The 15,131-nt window shown below is 69.1% G+C and carries 15 protein-coding genes and 3 pseudogenes; 8 read left to right on the forward strand and 10 right to left on the reverse strand.

What is annotated here, in order from left to right:
• Positions 1–321: 321 nt before the first annotated feature.
• On the forward strand, positions 322–1,605 hold the full coding sequence (locus ACZ3UD_RS34285) for a helicase associated domain-containing protein (protein ID WP_465596813.1): 1,284 nt from the start codon (positions 322–324) through the stop codon (positions 1,603–1,605).
• Positions 1,606–2,053: 448 nt separating this feature from the next.
• Here ACZ3UD_RS34285 and ACZ3UD_RS34290 read toward each other — a convergent pair whose 3' ends face one another.
• Together ACZ3UD_RS34290 and ACZ3UD_RS34295 are read right to left on the reverse strand one after the other, a co-directional pair.
• Complete coding sequence (locus ACZ3UD_RS34290; RefSeq protein WP_465596816.1) at positions 2,054–2,563, reverse strand: DUF2199 domain-containing protein; 510 nt, start codon at positions 2,561–2,563, stop codon at positions 2,054–2,056.
• A 730-nt stretch (positions 2,564–3,293) separates the two neighbouring features.
• Positions 3,294–3,905: an SMI1/KNR4 family protein gene (locus tag ACZ3UD_RS34295; protein WP_465596819.1), complete on the reverse strand. Its 612-nt coding sequence runs from the start codon at positions 3,903–3,905 to the stop codon at positions 3,294–3,296.
• A 127-nt stretch (positions 3,906–4,032) separates the two neighbouring features.
• Between ACZ3UD_RS34295 and ACZ3UD_RS34300 the strand changes: the two genes are divergently transcribed.
• Positions 4,033–4,401: a hypothetical protein gene (locus tag ACZ3UD_RS34300; protein ID WP_465596822.1), complete on the forward strand. Its 369-nt coding sequence runs from the start codon at positions 4,033–4,035 to the stop codon at positions 4,399–4,401.
• Between the two features lie 89 nt (positions 4,402–4,490).
• Here ACZ3UD_RS34300 and ACZ3UD_RS34305 read toward each other — a convergent pair whose 3' ends face one another.
• The 3 genes from ACZ3UD_RS34305 to ACZ3UD_RS34315 form a co-directional block, all read right to left on the reverse strand.
• Entirely contained in the window at positions 4,491–5,120 is a 630-nt protein-coding gene (locus tag ACZ3UD_RS34305) for an ATP-binding protein (protein ID WP_465596825.1), read from the reverse strand.
• A gap of 90 nt (positions 5,121–5,210) precedes the next feature.
• Complete coding sequence (locus ACZ3UD_RS34310; protein WP_465596828.1) at positions 5,211–5,834, reverse strand: TnsA-like heteromeric transposase endonuclease subunit; 624 nt, start codon at positions 5,832–5,834, stop codon at positions 5,211–5,213.
• Positions 5,835–6,808: 974 nt separating this feature from the next.
• Complete coding sequence (locus ACZ3UD_RS34315; protein WP_465596831.1) at positions 6,809–8,164, reverse strand: M48 family metallopeptidase; 1,356 nt, start codon at positions 8,162–8,164, stop codon at positions 6,809–6,811.
• 156 nt (positions 8,165–8,320) lie between these two features.
• On the opposite strand from ACZ3UD_RS34315, the gene ACZ3UD_RS34320 reads away from it, so the two are divergent.
• A complete protein-coding gene (locus tag ACZ3UD_RS34320) occupies positions 8,321–8,443 on the forward strand; it encodes a hypothetical protein (protein WP_465596834.1) in 123 nt (40 codons plus the stop codon).
• A gap of 170 nt (positions 8,444–8,613) precedes the next feature.
• Complete coding sequence (locus ACZ3UD_RS34325; protein ID WP_465596861.1) at positions 8,614–9,258, forward strand: hypothetical protein; 645 nt, start codon at positions 8,614–8,616, stop codon at positions 9,256–9,258.
• A gap of 14 nt (positions 9,259–9,272) precedes the next feature.
• On the opposite strand, the pseudogene ACZ3UD_RS34330 reads toward ACZ3UD_RS34325, so the two are convergent.
• From ACZ3UD_RS34330 to ACZ3UD_RS34340, 3 genes and pseudogenes are all read right to left on the reverse strand, one after another.
• A pseudogene (locus tag ACZ3UD_RS34330) lies at positions 9,273–9,476 on the reverse strand (hypothetical protein); the annotation flags it as partial.
• Positions 9,477–9,569: 93 nt separating this feature from the next.
• Positions 9,570–10,619 carry a hypothetical protein gene (locus tag ACZ3UD_RS34335; protein ID WP_465596837.1) on the reverse strand — a complete coding sequence of 350 codons (1,050 nt, stop codon included), beginning with the start codon at positions 10,617–10,619 and terminating at the stop codon, positions 9,570–9,572.
• Positions 10,616–10,963 (reverse strand): PadR family transcriptional regulator, encoded by a 348-nt coding sequence (locus ACZ3UD_RS34340; RefSeq protein ID WP_465596840.1) that lies wholly within the window; start codon positions 10,961–10,963, stop codon positions 10,616–10,618. The genes ACZ3UD_RS34335 and ACZ3UD_RS34340 overlap by 4 nt, the downstream gene beginning before the upstream one ends.
• Before the next feature lie 744 nt (positions 10,964–11,707).
• Here ACZ3UD_RS34340 and ACZ3UD_RS34345 point away from each other — a divergent pair.
• The 3 genes and pseudogenes from ACZ3UD_RS34345 to ACZ3UD_RS34355 form a co-directional block, all read left to right on the forward strand.
• The gene (locus ACZ3UD_RS34345; RefSeq protein WP_465596843.1) at positions 11,708–12,202 is read left to right on the forward strand and encodes a ricin-type beta-trefoil lectin domain protein; all 495 of its coding nucleotides are present in this window, start codon (positions 11,708–11,710) and stop codon (positions 12,200–12,202) included.
• Positions 12,203–12,659: 457 nt separating this feature from the next.
• Positions 12,660–12,977, forward strand: a complete 318-nt coding sequence (locus ACZ3UD_RS34350; RefSeq protein ID WP_465596846.1) for a hypothetical protein — start codon at positions 12,660–12,662, stop codon at positions 12,975–12,977.
• A gap of 157 nt (positions 12,978–13,134) precedes the next feature.
• Positions 13,135–13,431 (forward strand): annotated as a pseudogene (locus ACZ3UD_RS34355) (phosphoenolpyruvate carboxylase); the annotation flags it as partial.
• A gap of 59 nt (positions 13,432–13,490) precedes the next feature.
• On the opposite strand, the gene ACZ3UD_RS34360 reads toward ACZ3UD_RS34355, so the two are convergent.
• Both ACZ3UD_RS34360 and ACZ3UD_RS34365 read right to left on the reverse strand, forming a co-directional pair.
• Positions 13,491–14,264 (reverse strand): hypothetical protein, encoded by a 774-nt coding sequence (locus tag ACZ3UD_RS34360; protein WP_465596849.1) that lies wholly within the window; start codon positions 14,262–14,264, stop codon positions 13,491–13,493.
• Entirely contained in the window at positions 14,254–14,775 is a 522-nt protein-coding gene (locus ACZ3UD_RS34365; protein ID WP_465596852.1) for a SigE family RNA polymerase sigma factor, read from the reverse strand. The genes ACZ3UD_RS34360 and ACZ3UD_RS34365 overlap by 11 nt, the downstream gene beginning before the upstream one ends.
• Positions 14,776–14,831: 56 nt before the next feature.
• Here ACZ3UD_RS34365 and ACZ3UD_RS34370 point away from each other — a divergent pair.
• Positions 14,832–15,131, forward strand: a pseudogene (locus tag ACZ3UD_RS34370) (ISL3 family transposase); the annotation flags it as partial.

Raw genomic sequence — 15,131 nt, forward strand, 5'->3', positions numbered from 1 at the left:
CGTCTTCTGCCCTTCCAGGAAGACAGCGGCCGCACCACGACGACGCCCGAAACCGCATTCCGATGACACTCGGCAGGACTATCTGGTACAAGCCGGACATGTCATCGGCGCTAAGAAAACTGCACGAACTTGACCAGGGAAGACGTCATCTCGATGACGCCGAAAGCTGCACGAAACTGACGCGCAACCAGCCACCACCGCTACTGAGCAGCAGAAACACCTCCGTACCCCAAGACAGAAAACCGCCACATCTGACGACAAATAAGTCCACCTTCACATGGTTCGGGTGCGTTCACGCTGCCGGTGCGGTTCCAGGCGCCGGTGGACGAGAACGTGCTAGCGCTGTTCATCGCTTCCCGGGTACTGACGGGTGAGAACCAGTACTGGCGTGAGGGCATCAACCACGCCAGGCGGTGGCATGAGGAGACTGGTGGGCTCGACGTGCCCTATTCCGCGATGGTCGGGGAGGAGGGGAAGTTTCCTCTCGGTAAATGGCTGTCGGACCGGCGTGTCGAGCATTCGAATGGTGAATTGGCGCGCCACCGGGTCGACATGCTCGACCAGCTCGGGATGATCTGGTCCGTCTCCGACGCCCGCTTCGAGGCCGGTCTCGACTGGGCCCGCGTCTGGGCGAAGGAGCACGGTTCGTCTCTGGCGGCGCCGGCCCGGGCCTCGATCGGTTCTTATCCGATTGGCGCGTGGTTGTCGGAGCTGCGGGCCGCGGCCCAGGTGTCGGACGGCCAGCCGGGTGCGCTGGCGCCGGAGCGGCGGGCCGCGCTGGAGGAGATCGACCCGTGGTGGTGCCCCACCTGGCCGATCACCTGGCAGCGGACGTATGCGACGGCGCGGCAGTGGTGGCTGGCGTGTGACGGCCGGGTCGACTGGGCCGCGCTGCCCGCCGACACCGTGTTCGAAGGCGAGCAACTCGGACGCTGGGTGCAGGCGCAGCGGGCCGGCCGGCCGGGCCTGGAGGCGGATCAGCGGGACCTGCTGTCGGCGATCGGGATCGAGGAGGATCAGGACCTGGTGTCGGCGAAGGCCGCGGCCGAGGCGAAGCCGAAGGTGTCCCGCGCGGACCGCTTCCAGCTCCATCTCGCGGCGCTCGCCGCCTTCGTCGAGCGGGAAGGCCACCCGAAGGTGCCGCGTGCCTTCAAGACCGCCGAAGGGCTGTCCCTGGGGGCCTGGCTCAACAACACCAAAGCCCGCCGGGCCAAGCTCAGCGAGGAGGCTCGCGCAGCTCGCCGAGCACGGCGTCGGATGGGCGTAGGAACCCGCGTGAACGGCGACGTGCTCCTGGTCGTGACCGCCGCGGTCGCCTTGGTGGCCGCTTGCGTGCTGGGTCAGGTGGCTGTCCGTCAGTCGGTATCCGTGGCGGCCAGGACGGCGATTCCCTGGCCGTCGGGGCGCAGCGCCGCCACGGCCAGGTCCCGGGCGACGTCGTGGAACCAGGTGGAACCGGGATCGGGGCAGAAGGAGGGAACTGCCTTCGGGTTCTGCTGTTGTCCGCGAGGCCGGGGTCATGGTTCCCGGGATCTTCCGTGTGTCTCCGTTCGCCGGGGAGACGATCTCCTCGTTCCTTGGCCGGGTCGCTGCCCGCCTCAGTGACCCACCCACGGAAGCCGGCACCCTCAGCTGGTCCAGCCTCGCCGTCGCCAGCGGCAGGGACCCCGACAAACTCCAAGAGCTTCTGGAACGCACGCCACCGCCGTCACCGGGCCATCCGACCTGCGAATACTGCGGACGTCCCCCGAAACCGCAGACCTCTCCAGAGCCGGGACCGTGGTGGTGCTCAACCCGCTGCCAGCGGCGCAGCACCTTGCTGGCCACCGCCCCCTCAAGCCACAGCGTCCTTCCTGGCCAGCGAACGATCATCACCTGCCCCGGCTGCGGAACCGCGGTCGTCGTCGCCGCCAGCCGACCACGCGCCACCTGTTCAAGGCGCTGCCACGCCAGGAACATCCGCGCAGCACAGGCCGAACTCGCCCTCTACGAGAACCCCAACGCCATCGAGGACGACGTGCCCTGACCCAGTGGTCAACCCTCGGTGGGGCGGTCAGGCCGGATGCAGCACGGTCATGGCGATCTCACGCACGCGGTCGCGCGTGATCCCGGTGCGCTGTTCCACAGCGAGCGGGTGATCAGTGGGCTCCAACTCGATGAAAGGGCGCTTGCCGACCGGCCGCGTGTGAGCGTTGGTCTTCAGATTGATGGTGCTGGGCGAGTAGAGCGCGAGCTCGGTGCTGAGCCAGCCGAAGTACGGCTTCTCGGTCTCTCGCCCCTCCGTGTTCCACACTTCAAGCGCGCGGGCGAAGTTGTCCCTGCTCAAAGAGACCCAGACACCCCAGGAGAAGACGTCCTCACTGCCGATCACCGGTATCTCGATCAAGCCCCTGACGAAGAAGTGCTGGCCCTTGATGATGCACTGGTCAGACGACAGCATGCTGTCCGCATCAGTCTCGAAGCCGGGGTCCCAGACATCGGGCGCCATGGTTGAGTAGCCCATGGGAATCTCTGCGTGATGTTCGCCGCAGCAAGAGCATGTGAAGCCGAGATCGTCAGACATGGCGCGAGCCTAGCTACCACCTGCAGCAACGCTTTCACCGGGCATCCGGTGATCACCATCGGCGCTACCGAGAGCCCAGCTGTCCCGTCTCATTCATCGCGACATGTAGATGTCTACTTAACCTGCGTATTGTCAGGTCTGATTGGGATTCGAGGCGGGTAGGCCCGACGCCTTGGTGGTGTGCCTGGTCAGGAGGGGATGGCCATCCCGTCGATCACGGTCTGACAAGGGGGCCCTGGCCTGCGACTTGTCATTTTTGCTGGGACGTCGGTGGCGAGAGTCTCATTGAAGATGGCATTTTCCAGGAGCGACGAGCGCGAGCTCCCGTGATCAGAACCTGCGGTGCCACCAGGCCAGTTCGGAAGCTGCCTGTGGTTCGTGATGGGTCCGCCGCAGCAACACCGAGTCCAGACCATCGACCCGTGCTCGTAGTTCGCCTGAGGCTCGGGGCGGAAGCAGGAAGATAGTCTCTTCGAGCTTGTCGCGGGCCCAGCCTTCGCCGCAGCAGGCGCAGGTGAATTCGGCCTCCCATGGCTTCCAACGTCGCTGGGTCCCGTGGACTCGGGCGGACCACACGCTCACGGCCGTGGCGACGATCCCGGGTATCAGTCGATCGCGCTCCAAGCAACGGATGGCTGCGTTTGTGGGTCCTGACACGCGCGGGACATCGCGGTAGCGCACCCATGGGCTACTCCATGATCGTTGGCGCGATCGAAGTGATGCTGGCGTTCTATGCGGCATGGACCCTTCGGGTGCAGTTCCGGTGCTGCCTCAGGATGCGGTCGACTGGCGCTCGCAGGGCTGGTGAGGTCAGTTCCAGGTCACGGTTGTCGCGCCCAGCGAGCATGTGGTCGAGCCAGCGTTCGTACCAGGCCAGGAAGTCAGTGGCCGACGAGACGTTGGGGCCCCAGAAGCCGTCAGCGTTTCCGGTGACGACGCGGCCCGTCAGGGGACCGGTGATACCGAGAAGCACCAGGTCGGTGCACCCCGCCTCGATGATGTGCAGGAACATGTCACCTCGGTGAGGCGGGCAGCTGGCGAACGTGAACCCCCGAGGGCGGCTGGGCTCGCCTTGGGGGTCCATCGTGAACGGTCGGCATGACTGCAACGGCAGCAGGCCGTAGAAAGGCGATGCTCCGCCCCCGCCCAGTGTGGTCAGGAAGCTGCGGTAGGGATCGGGCAGCTCGATATGGTGGTCGGCCTCGAACTCGGCGACCTTCGTGTCCGGCAGCGGGGATTCGAGGCGGAACCGGTGCTTCTCTTCACCGAAGGAGTGGCTTCGCAGCGCGGCGTAGGGCACCTTGGCTAGTTTGCGTCGGATGCGGATGATCCGGGAGTCCATGCGAACTCTTCTCTCTGTCGTCCCGCAAACTACCTGCTCACTAGCCGGGGTGTCACCCGTGTGATCAGCTGCCCGCAAGCCAGTTGTGCCCGGCGTCGCGGGCTGGGATCCTCCCCAGGTGACCAGCATGAGCACGGAACTGCGTTCCGAGGCCGGATGGGACGGCCCTTACTATCGCGTCCGAACCGATGGCTTCGAGGCTTTCTTCCTCCCGAACCCTGGTGAGGTACTCGACCAGGTCTGCAACGTCGATGCTGAGGTTCGCCTCCCAAATGGCTCACGCTGGAGTGCGACGATCTTCACAGTCGCCGAGGTCAGCCGGTTGATGAAGAGGTGGGAGGAGACGGGAGAAGCCGCAGGCGGCCGGTGCTTCTGGTGCTTGGACGGGCTGATCGTTCGGGATCCCGGCATCCGAGGGATGGTGAGCGTGATCGCCGAGCTGCTCGCGTCCGGAGAGTTCGAAGGAGCCTTCCACCATCTGGACGACTCGGTCTGAGCTTGACGCTTCATGACTTTGCACCTTGAAACGCCCGGATCGCCTTGAGCACCCCCCGAGAGAGGTCTGAGACGGCCGCGTCAGGGTTCTCATTGAAGTAACGGTTTCCTGGTCACGTCAGGTGGCAGCTGCCGCGGAGAGATGCCGAGACGCCGTGCCGCTTCTGCGGGCAACTGGGGATGGTCTCGCCAGTGCGGTGAGACGAACAATCCTGTGAGAACAACGGCTTCGGAGCTGTAGCGGGACGGCAGCGGCAGTCCGATGAACCGGGCGAACTCGATGGCCAGCATCTTCGGGGTCGCGGCCGGCGGGACCGTGACGTAGACGACCGGCAGGGCCTTCGGGGGGATCTCTCCCCGACGTCGCCCCAGTTGTTCGTAGTTCTTGCCCAGTTGGGTGATAGCGGTGGTCTTCCCGGTCCCGGCGAGACCGGAGACGATCAGTCCCCGGCGGGCCGAGTGCTGGTGCCGGTTGAGCAGGATGCGCTTGCGGCCGGTCGCTGCGACATGGCGGATCGTCGGAGTCGAGACGATCACCAGCTGGGCGTGGTAGTCCTCGCGGGCCTGGTCGTAGTCCGCCCGTTCGGGCTCGCTCAGCCGCTGTAGAACGGCCGGCGGCAGGGCGACCGGCGGTGCGATGCTCTCCTGGACGAAGGCGGAACAGCCTTCCTTCGTCGTCAGAGGGTGCTCGGTCCTGTCCGGCTCCAGGACGTGCGTCATCAGCGGCTCCCGTCAGTGATGGCGTCGAACACGCCGAAGGGGATGACCTTGCCGATCACCTCGTCCTCGTCCGGTTCGGCCTCTTCGACCTCATCCCGGGGAGGCTCGGCGGCCGGGCGGACGGGGACCGCGGACGCGGCCCGGGTTCGTGCGGCGACCCGCCTGTCGGGTCCGGACCCGGCCCGCGTCAGCAGGTCCTCGACCGCAGCCGGCCAGCCGGTAGGCCCAGCCCAGTTGTGAACACGCGAGGCGCATCGCGGCGAACGATGCGGCGGACCGGGCATCGACACGATCCTTCGGACGGCAGTCCAGCACCAGGCCCGTCCCGTTGTCCGCCCGTGCGAAGTAGTCCGGCACGTGCGAGCGGCCACGGCCCGACGCCTCATCACGCCAGAACAACCAGAACGGCTGTGAAGCGAACCCCACGACCTGCGGATCGAAGTCCAAGAGGATCGCGTGATCGCGCTCCAACCACGACTCGAACCCGACATGCCGCCCGGTCGTTGCCGCCCAGTACAGCCCGGGAAAGTGCCGCTGCCCTCGGTACGACGGGAAGTCCCGAACCGGAGTCGCCTTCTCGAAGGCCACCTCGGCCGCATGGTCCAGAGGCTTCCGTACCTCGACTCCGTGCTCCAGCCAGGCCAGACCGAAATCCGACACCTGCGGCGGAGCGCCGCCCTTCAACGCTCGTGGCCCACCCATGAGCACGACCATCACGGATTCCGTGAGACAAGCCACCCAGAACGGGACGGAAGTCACCCCAGAGAGTGACAGCACTCTCGACGGCAGCCACCAGACCTGAGAACCGAGGCCGCCCAGCCCGGATCAGTGAGACTCATCCAAGCTCAGCGAGACGGGACACTATCCATTGGAATCAGTCATCTAGAGCCGGACGGATCGGCGAATCTGGACAACTTGAGCCGGACAAGGCCAGGTGCACCCGGACGGGACACCAGCTCTACTCATCCCCGGTCAAACTTCGCTGAGACAAACCCACGACAGTCAAACTTCGCTGAGACTCGTCAAACTTCGATGAGACGGGTCATCGGGGCGGCTGCGGTGTTCTGGGGCGGCGATTTGGGGGCCGCAGTGCGGTGACCAGCGGGAATGTCATCGGTATGACGTCCGGGGCGGTGTGGTGATGGGGTGAGTGTCCGGCTGGCGTGCCGTTGTGGCCGGGCTGGTGGCGGGGCTCTGGAAGCACGAGATGGGGCGCGGTGTCGCGGCTGGGGCCGCGCGGTCGGGGTTCCGGGGCGAATCCCGGCCCGGATGGCCAAGGGCGCGCCGGGGCGGTGAGCGACACCACCCCGACGTCAGGCGACGCCTTGACGCACGGCCAGGTGAGGCCGGTAGCGGCGCTGTAGAGCCCCCACCACCACGCGCGACCGGCACCAGCCGGACGCGAGGAAGAGAGGGCGCAGCGCAGCGCCCGGACACCGAACCGCGCCCGACCAGCCACCGCCCACACCCCACCAACCCCGGCAGCAGGGCCCCGGAGAGGTAAGTCCGGGTGGTGAGGTTGGAAACTCACCGGCCCTGAGGTGGGCAGAGGGGCGTCCGGACGGCGGGGCGGCGGTGGCTGTACCGGCCCCTGTACGGAACTGCGTGCCGAACCCCCTGCCGAACCCCGTACGGAACCCCGAGGCGCACCGCCCCGGACCCGCGGCCGGCACCGCCGGCCGGCGGCGTCAGCCGGCCAGCAGCTCGGCAGCGATCCGGGCGCGGTGCGGTGCCAGCTCGGTGGTGATCGAGGCGCTTTCGGCGGCGGTGACGGTGACGGCGGCGTCCCCGTCCCCGGCGCGGGCGGCCAGGGCGATCCGCAGGTGGGTCGGTGGGTGGGAGCCGTCCACGGCGGACCGGTCACGGGCACTGAGCCGCAGCAGGCGCTCCCGCTCGATGGCGGGGACGGAGGCGAGGTGCTCGCGCACCCGCTCCCAGAGCAGGTCCGGCGCGGGCGGTGCGGGCGCGTCCTCGGTCCGGCGGCTCCGGGCGCGGCCGATCCGGGGCCGTCCGCGCTCCTCGGCCCGGATCCGGTGGATCGCGGTGTCCACCGAGCCGGGCAGCAGCAGCGCAGCGAGCATGCCCCGGGCCGCCTCGCCGCCCGCTACCCGGACGGCGAGCACGTCCGAGTGGTACTCGGCCTGCTGGCCGGCCCGGGAAGTGAGCCGGTCGAACAGCACCAGCCCCCGGTACAGCACCCAGGCGACGCCCCGCAGCACCAGCCGGCCGAACACCGCGCCGAGCCGCACCAGCACCGAGACCTCGTCCCGGCCCACGACCGACCCGTCGTGGCCCGGGCGGGCCATGTCATACCAGGCCCAGAGCGCCGAGACGGCGCTGTACAGCCAGAACGAGCGCCGGCGGTCGCCGTTGACCCGGTGGCCGAACTCGTGGCCGAGCAGGGCTGTCCGCTCCCGGTCGTCCAGTACCTCCCAGAGCGGCAGGCCGAGCCGCAGCACCGACCGGCGGCGCAGCCCGACCAGCCTGTACGAGGCGTTGAACTCGTCGGTGACCTGGATGACGTCCACCGGGCGGGCGCCGACCTCGGCGGCCACCCGGTCGGCCAGACCGTACAGGGCCGGCGCCCCGGCACGGTCGAGCACGCCCGCGTCCTTCGGCAGCCGGCCGAGCCGGGGCCGCAGGGTCACCGCGATCACCAGCACCACCGCGCCGACGCAGCGCTGCACGACGGTCCCGGTGATCAGCAGCCAGAGCGCCAGGGCGAAGGTGCCGACGGTGACGAGGTGGATCACCCCGGCCGCGGCGGAGGCCAGCAGCCAGTCCCGGCGGGCGGTGGGGGAGTCGCCCCCGGCGGCCTGCTCCTCGTAGAGCCGGTCGGTGCGGGCGGCCGCGGCCCGCTCGCGCCGGGTGCGGGTGGGCCCGGGGGCGGCGTCCTCGCCGGGCACGAGGTTCCAGTCGCAGGCCGGGCACCAGACGTGGAAGCGTGGGTCGTCGGTCAGGGGGGCGACGCAGCGCGGGCACGGCGAACCGTGGACAGGCCTGTCGGCGGACGCCGCGGCGGGCGGCTCGGGGTAGGTGGACACGGTTGATCATGATGGCGGGCCGGGGCGCCGGTGGACAGGGGGGTTATTCGTATCGTGACCATGCCCGTCGCCAACTGCCCCCCCGGGCTCACCGAGACCTAGACACCCGACGGAAATGGCGGCTGGGACTGGCACCAGGACGTCACCTACGGCTCCATGACGATGAAGAACCCGATCGTCGTCCACAACACGATCAACTTCAACGCCAAGAGCGAGAGGCGCAAGATCGCCGGCGTGAACGACGTCCGGCGCTGCGCCAATGAGAAGTTTTCATCCTGAAGTTGCAGGTCACGGGGCTGGCGTGGGGCGGGGCTGGGGTGCTCGTGCCGGTCGGGGGCGTGATCGTTAGCAGGTGATCATCTGTCTGTCGTGTGGCCGGTTCACGGGAATCGCGGTGGCGGTCGTGCCCGGCTCGTAGGCTCCGTGGGAGGTACCGGGAGGGGTTGCTGGTGGATGTGCTGGTGTGGGTGATGCAGCGGCGGGTGGTGTTGTCCGACCGGGCGGAGCGGCTGCGCAAGGAGCTCGCCGGGATCGACGCCGAAGTCGCCCGGCTGGAGGCCGCGGAGGTGGTGTTCGGGCAGTTCACCGACGCCCGGCGGGCCGGGAAAGCCGACGACCCGGCCATGGCCGAGGAGTTCGAGCGGGTCACGGCCTCGCCGGGGGCGGGCAGGATGCTGCTGGTCCCGCACCGCGAGGACGCCATGGACGCGAGCGTACTGCCCGCGGACTACCAGGCGATCACGAGAATCGTGACCGCGGTGTCGGAGCCGGTTCCGGCCAAGGACGTCAGCGTCGAGCTCGGCAGGGGAACCGGACCTGGGCAGGTCGAGCCGGTCCGCGACAAGCTCCGGCGCCTGGCGGACCGGGGCTGGCTGCACCGCACCCCCGCCGGACGTTTCACCGGCCTTGCCCTTGCCGAGAACCTCATCCAGGCTGATCAGGCTGCATGTCGGTATTCGTGGAGGAGGCCGCCGAGTCGGTCGGTTCGGCGTATGTCGAGGCGAGCGATTCGCTCCGGGTTGTCGATCGGCTCGGGAAGGGCGCAGAGGGGTCGGGCGTTCGCGATGCCCTGGTGCGGCCGGTGCTCGTTGTAGAACTTCTCGAACTCGCGCAGGGCGTGGAGTAGATGCCGCTCGTTCCAGATCAGAGTGCGGTCCAGTAGCTCTCGGCGGCAGGTCTGTATCCATCGCTCCATGAGGGAGTTCAGGTCCTCCGCCAGAGAAGCAGCAGAGCATCGTCGCAGCTTCGAGGTGGACCGGCCAACATGTTTATTCATCCCTGTTGAGCCGAGCACCGCCACGGCGTGAAGCATCACCGTTCGAATCCTCAACGCGCTCTGGTGCCTCCCGAAGTGGTGAACATCTGCTGTCCGTTCTCATGAACAAAGCCACTGAGGCTCAGGTGTTCACGTCGTCGTGGGTGGGTCGGTGGGGCGGGAGCGACGAAGGGTGTGACGGAGGTGGGCCAGGAGGGTGGCGGTGGCGAGGAAGGCGAGGACGACGCCGGCGTTGCGCAGGAGGTCATGGGAGTTTTGCGAGGGCACCAAGTAGTAGGGCGGGGCGAGCATGGCCGTCCAGGGGAGGACTGCCACCGCGATGCCCGCGGCGTGCAGGCGGTCGGGCCGGGGGGCGCCGAGGTGGAGAAGCAGGGCCAGGCTCATCACGGCGACGGGCCAGGCGGCGCATGCATCGAGCAGGTTCTGGACGACGGGCGAGATGCCCGTGGGGCCGAAGAAGATGTCGATCGGGTCGGGCCGGGGCCAGCAGACGGCGAGGGCGCTCATCGGGACCGCAAGGGCGAGAAAGGCGAGCACGAGCCTGCCGCGGCCGCGCGCAGAGAGGTCGATGGCATCGGGCGGGGTGATCAGCAGCAGCGTGCCGGACACGAGCCCAGCCGGCAGCAGCAGGAGGAGAAAGAGGGCAAAGGCCCACCGGGGAGAGTGTGTGGACGCCAGCTCGGAGCCGATCCGCCCGAGGATTCCCAGCAGGACCAGGAGCCGGGCCGGCGTCCACCGACCGAGGGAGGCGCAGAGCAGGGCGAGGACCCAGGGGCAGGCCTGCGCCACCATCAGGGCCCGGAAGGAGACGGGGAGCCCCCAGTCTTCCGACTCGAAGTGGTCGAGCAGGAAGAGTCCCGTCAATAAGCGGACCATGCTCAGGCCCGCCGCGCTGGCGAGGATGAACGGCGCGGCGCCGGCCGCGATCCGGCCGAGGGGGTCGGTGGAGCTGAGCCGGGTGCGCAGCCGCAGGGCGTGTGCGGCGAGCGCGGTCCACTCGCGCAGGGCGGTACCGGGCCCTGTGTCCTGAACGGTTTCGGCGAAGACGGCGGCGATCTCCTCGCCGTGCGCGGCACGGTATTTGGCGGGGTAGAGACCGAGCAGCGGGAGCCTGGCCGCGAGAGGGCGCCGTACGGGCAGCGCAATGTTCGCGGGCTCGGTCGGGGGAGGGGTGGTCATGCCGTTCCTCCGTTCGGCTGGGGCCGGCCGAGCTTGAGCCGACGTTCTGCTTCGGCCAGGCCCGTGCGTAGGCGCTGCGTTTCCGCGGTGAGGACGTCACGGCCGTGGTCGGTGAGGGCGAAGGAGCGGCGCAGCTTTCCGGCGACGATCTCCTCGTGGTCGACCTGGATGAGCCCTTGCTGGAGGAGGCGGTCCAGGGCGGTGTAGAGGGTGCCGGTGAGCAGCTTGGTCCGGCCGCCGGAGATGGCCTGGACTTCCTGGAGGATCGCGTAGCCGTGCCGGGGGGCGTCGGCCAGTGCGGTGAGTACGAGCCGGGTCGGCTCCTGGAGGTGACGGTCTGCCATATGACGATCTTAGATTGATGATTGAGATATGTCGATTGGTTAGCTAGGCTTCTCGCATGGCGGTTCACGCCGGGTAGTCAGCTTTCCGCTGTCATGCACACGTCCGGCTGGGCAGAGGTTGCCCATGGGCTGTCCTGAACAATCCGGGGGGATCCGTGCGCTCGCGCTTTCTGGTGACTGTTTCCATATCCGCGCTGCTGGCCGGGCTCGGCCTGACGGCCTGCAGTTCCAGCTCCACGGCCAGTGCGCCGAAGGACGGTAGGGCCCCACCGGTCGTGAGCCGGACCGCCGGGGCCTCGCCGGCACCCAGGCCGCGGCATCTGCGGTCCCGGGCGGCTCGCCGGCTCGGGACCAGGTCAGCAAGTGCCGTACGCAGGGCCTGAAATGGACACTCACCCGCCGCGTCGACCTGGACGCCAGCACGATGGACCCAGTGACCGCCCAGCTCGTCGCCGTCAACTCCGGCCCCCACATCCGCATGGACAAGGGGTCGCGGGCCCATGGGGCCGGCAAGGGCAGCCCCGCTCCGGTGAAGCTGGACATGGGCAGGAAGGCGGTGATCGCCCTGCGCTACTCCGAGGTGAACGGTCCGGCACCCGCGACGTACTTTGCGGCGGGTGTCTGGACTAGGACTCCGGGACCTATTCGATGGCCAGCACCAGCTGGTCGGCGATCTGGCCCGGGGACACGCAGTCATCGTAGTCAATCGACCACTCTCCCTGAGAGTTGAACAGGAGTGCAGTCATGACCATCGGACGTAAGGCGGCGTCCCTCGCCGCCGTGGCCAGCGCGCTGGCCGGCATGACGCTGTTCGCCGCCCCGGCGCACGCCAGCACCGCGATCACCAAGTCCGTCCAGAACTACGCCGACAACACCAACCTCGACGCCTACTACGGACAGCAGGTGTGGACCCGCGACTCCAGCATGAACTTCCAGGTATGGACCTTCACGCAGGTCGGCACCACCTTCACGGGCACCGGCATCTACACCATCAGCAGCACCACCTACGGCACCTGCCTCCAGGACGCCGGCGTGGGCTCCGCCGTGAAACAGCAGACCTGCGACGGCACCAATCTCGCACAGCGCTGGGTCGTCGATTTCGGCCAGCCGGCGACCACCATCGCCAGTGCGAAGCACCCCGCCGAGGTCCTCCAGGGCAACGGAAGCGACACGGCCGTGACGCTGGTGCCGGCCGCCAGCACGGCGGCCAACCAGGTCTGGACCCTGTACGACAAGTAACCCACCCTCGCCATCCCACCCCGGGCGGCCGACAGCGCCGCCCGGGGTCCTCACACGGGCCTGTCCGGAGCCGGACGAGCCGGAGACGGTCGAGGCGGACGAGGAACTGTGGTGCGGAGGCCGGTGCGGCCCGCGTTCAGCGGTGGGTCCTCGTAACAGGAGGCGAACCCACCACGCCAGTGCCCATACAGCCCGGTCGGCCATCTCGACGCCGGCCGGGTCGCCGTGGTGAGCGTGCTGCAGCTCCACGTCGGCCCGGGCCTTGAGGGGGCCCGGCAGTACTCGCTGCCGGTGCGGGCGTCGACCAACCGCTCGATGTCCGGGACAGCGTCATCCAGCGGGCTGCGATGCGCAGTTCCGAAGGCTCTCGTGATCCGACCGTCCTCTGTTTGAACCCAAGGGCCGCCCGCCCTTCCGGACTGAAGGCCCCACCATCGCTCCCTTCTCGCGCACCGAAGTGAACCTGCTCGACGCAACCGTCGCCTGGCCCGCCGCCGTCATGAGCCTCGCCATGCTCCTCCACCTCGGCGCCCGGCGGCCCGACCGCCTGCGCGCCACTGGCATCGCTCTGGCAGTCCTCCCCTGGACGGCCACGCTCCCCCCAGCCTCGTACCACCTGCTCGCCCCGCCCGGCCTCTGGGTGCAGGTGATCTCCTACTTCCTCCTGCGCAACACTGGCGTCGTCCTCGCCTTCCTCACCACCGCCACCCTTCTCGCAGCTCTCCGTCACGCCCTCCACCGCCTTCTCCCCACCGACCCACCCGAGACAACGTGAACACCCCTGCCCCGGCACGTCGTCGACGGGTACCCGGCGCGAAAGCCGCCACACGGAGGCTCCTGGCCTTTGGGCGAACCGGGCATGAAACCCGGCTATGCCCTCGGACCATGACTCGACCTGCTCAACCGTCAGCTCATCAGCACATTCCCGACCCCTGGTGCCCACCGAGCTGCACCACGTCTTCGACCAGATCGTCGCCGAGCACGAGCTCACCCTGCGCGAGGTGCTCCGGCTCACCGGCGAGAGCGAACTGCTGGAGCACAACCCGGTGCTGAAGCAGACCTTCACCGTCCGCGACGCCTACCTCGACCCGATCTCCTACCTCCAGGCCGCACTGCTGCGCCGCCAGCGCGAGGAGGTCGCGGCCGGCCGCCACGAGAACCCGCTGCGCGCCCGCGCGCTGCTGCTCACCGTCAACGGCATCGCCGCCGGCCTGCGCAACACCGGCTGACCGCCGCCCGGACACGCGTCGGGGCCGGTGCTCCCCCTGACCACCGGCCCCTCGCCGTTTCAGTATCCGACCGAGACCAGGTTCCCGTACTGCCGGACGATCTCCGCCCGGGCGGTCTCCGCCTGCGGGGTGTGGACGATCACCCCCTTGCCGTCCAGAGCGATCTCCACCCAGGCGATGAGCACGTCCTTCGTCGCCGCCCAGTCCCCGGCCTCCGCGCGGATCTCCTTGGCGAGCGTCAGCAGCGCTGGATACGAGGGCGCGGCGACGAACCGCAACTTCACCGCGGGCCACTCGGCCACGACTCGCGACACGGCGGCATCCAGGCCCGTCGGAGCCGGGTTGCGCATCACGACCAGCGTGCCCGCGGCCGTGTCCAGGCAGGTCGCGAAGTAGTGGTCCCCGTACTCCTGCCGCGCCATCCGCTCGACCGCCTGGCCCGCCGTCACCAGATCCGCCCTGCGCTGCTGATCCGACGCCGGTGCAGAGGACGGCCCGCTCTGGCAGCTCAGGACGCTCTTCACCCGCTCATCGGTCTCCGCCCCCCGCGACTGCACTCCCTTCCCGGTCGGCGTCGCGGTCGGCTTCACGACCGGAAGCGCCGCCGGCCCGGTGCCCGGACCCGCGCTCCCCCCGCCGCCCAGCTGCGTCAGCGCCCCCGCGCCGATCGCCAGCACCGCCACCGCCACCACTCCTCGCAGCACCCGCTGCCGCCGGGCCCGCCGGCGCCCCGCCTCGCGCAGCTCGGCCAGCGGCGGGCTCCCACCGATCCCCGCCGCACGCGCCCCGAGCCGGACGGCCAGCTCCCCCTCGAACTCGTCCTCAGCGCTCACGACCCACCAACTCCCTCGCCGGTTCCAGTTCCTGTCGAAGCGCCTTGATGCCCCGCGCCAGGTGGGTCTTCGCCGTGGTCACCGAACACCCCAGCTCCACCGCCACCTGGGCGACGGAGAGGTCCAGGTAGTACCGCAGCACCACCGCCGCCCGCTGCCGCCGCGGCAGCCCGGCCAGTGCCGCTGCCAACTGCCCGTCCCGCTCGGCCTCCTGGGCCGCCGGCCGGTCCGGCAGGGCGGACGTCAGCACCTCGCGTCTGGTCCGGCGCCACCGTGAGACGTGGGTGCGGACCATCGTCCTGCGGACGTACCCCTCGGCCGCCCCGGGCTCCCGGATCGCCGACCGCTTCGGGTACACCCGTGCCAGGGCGTCGTGCAACAGGTCCCGGGCATCGTGAACATCCCCGGTGATCAGGTACGCCCCCCGAAGGAGGGCCTGGTACCGCGCCGCGACGAACTCGTCGAACGGGTCGGATCCGGAACCCCCCGGGCGCATCGATTCGCGCTTCATGCCCTCATGACGCCCCACCGGCCGGAAACGGATGACAGGACGGCCACCTACGTGAGGACGACCAGCAACAGCTCAAGACCCTGCTGGCCCGCTCACCCGAACTCACGGCCGCCGCAACCCACGTCCGCACCTTCGCCAGCATCATGTCCAACCGCGAAGGAGACCAGCTGGGGCACTGGATCGCCGACGTCTGCGCGGACGAACTATGTGGCCTGGCCGGCTTCGCCACTGGACTGCTCTCCGATCTCGACGCCGTCGTCTACGGCATGAGCACCGACTGGTCCTCCGGTCCAGTCGAGGGCCGCGTCAACGACCTCAAGGCGCTCAAGCGCAGCATGTTCGGCCGAGCGAAGCCC

The organism is Kitasatospora sp. NPDC023118 (assembly GCF_055560875.1).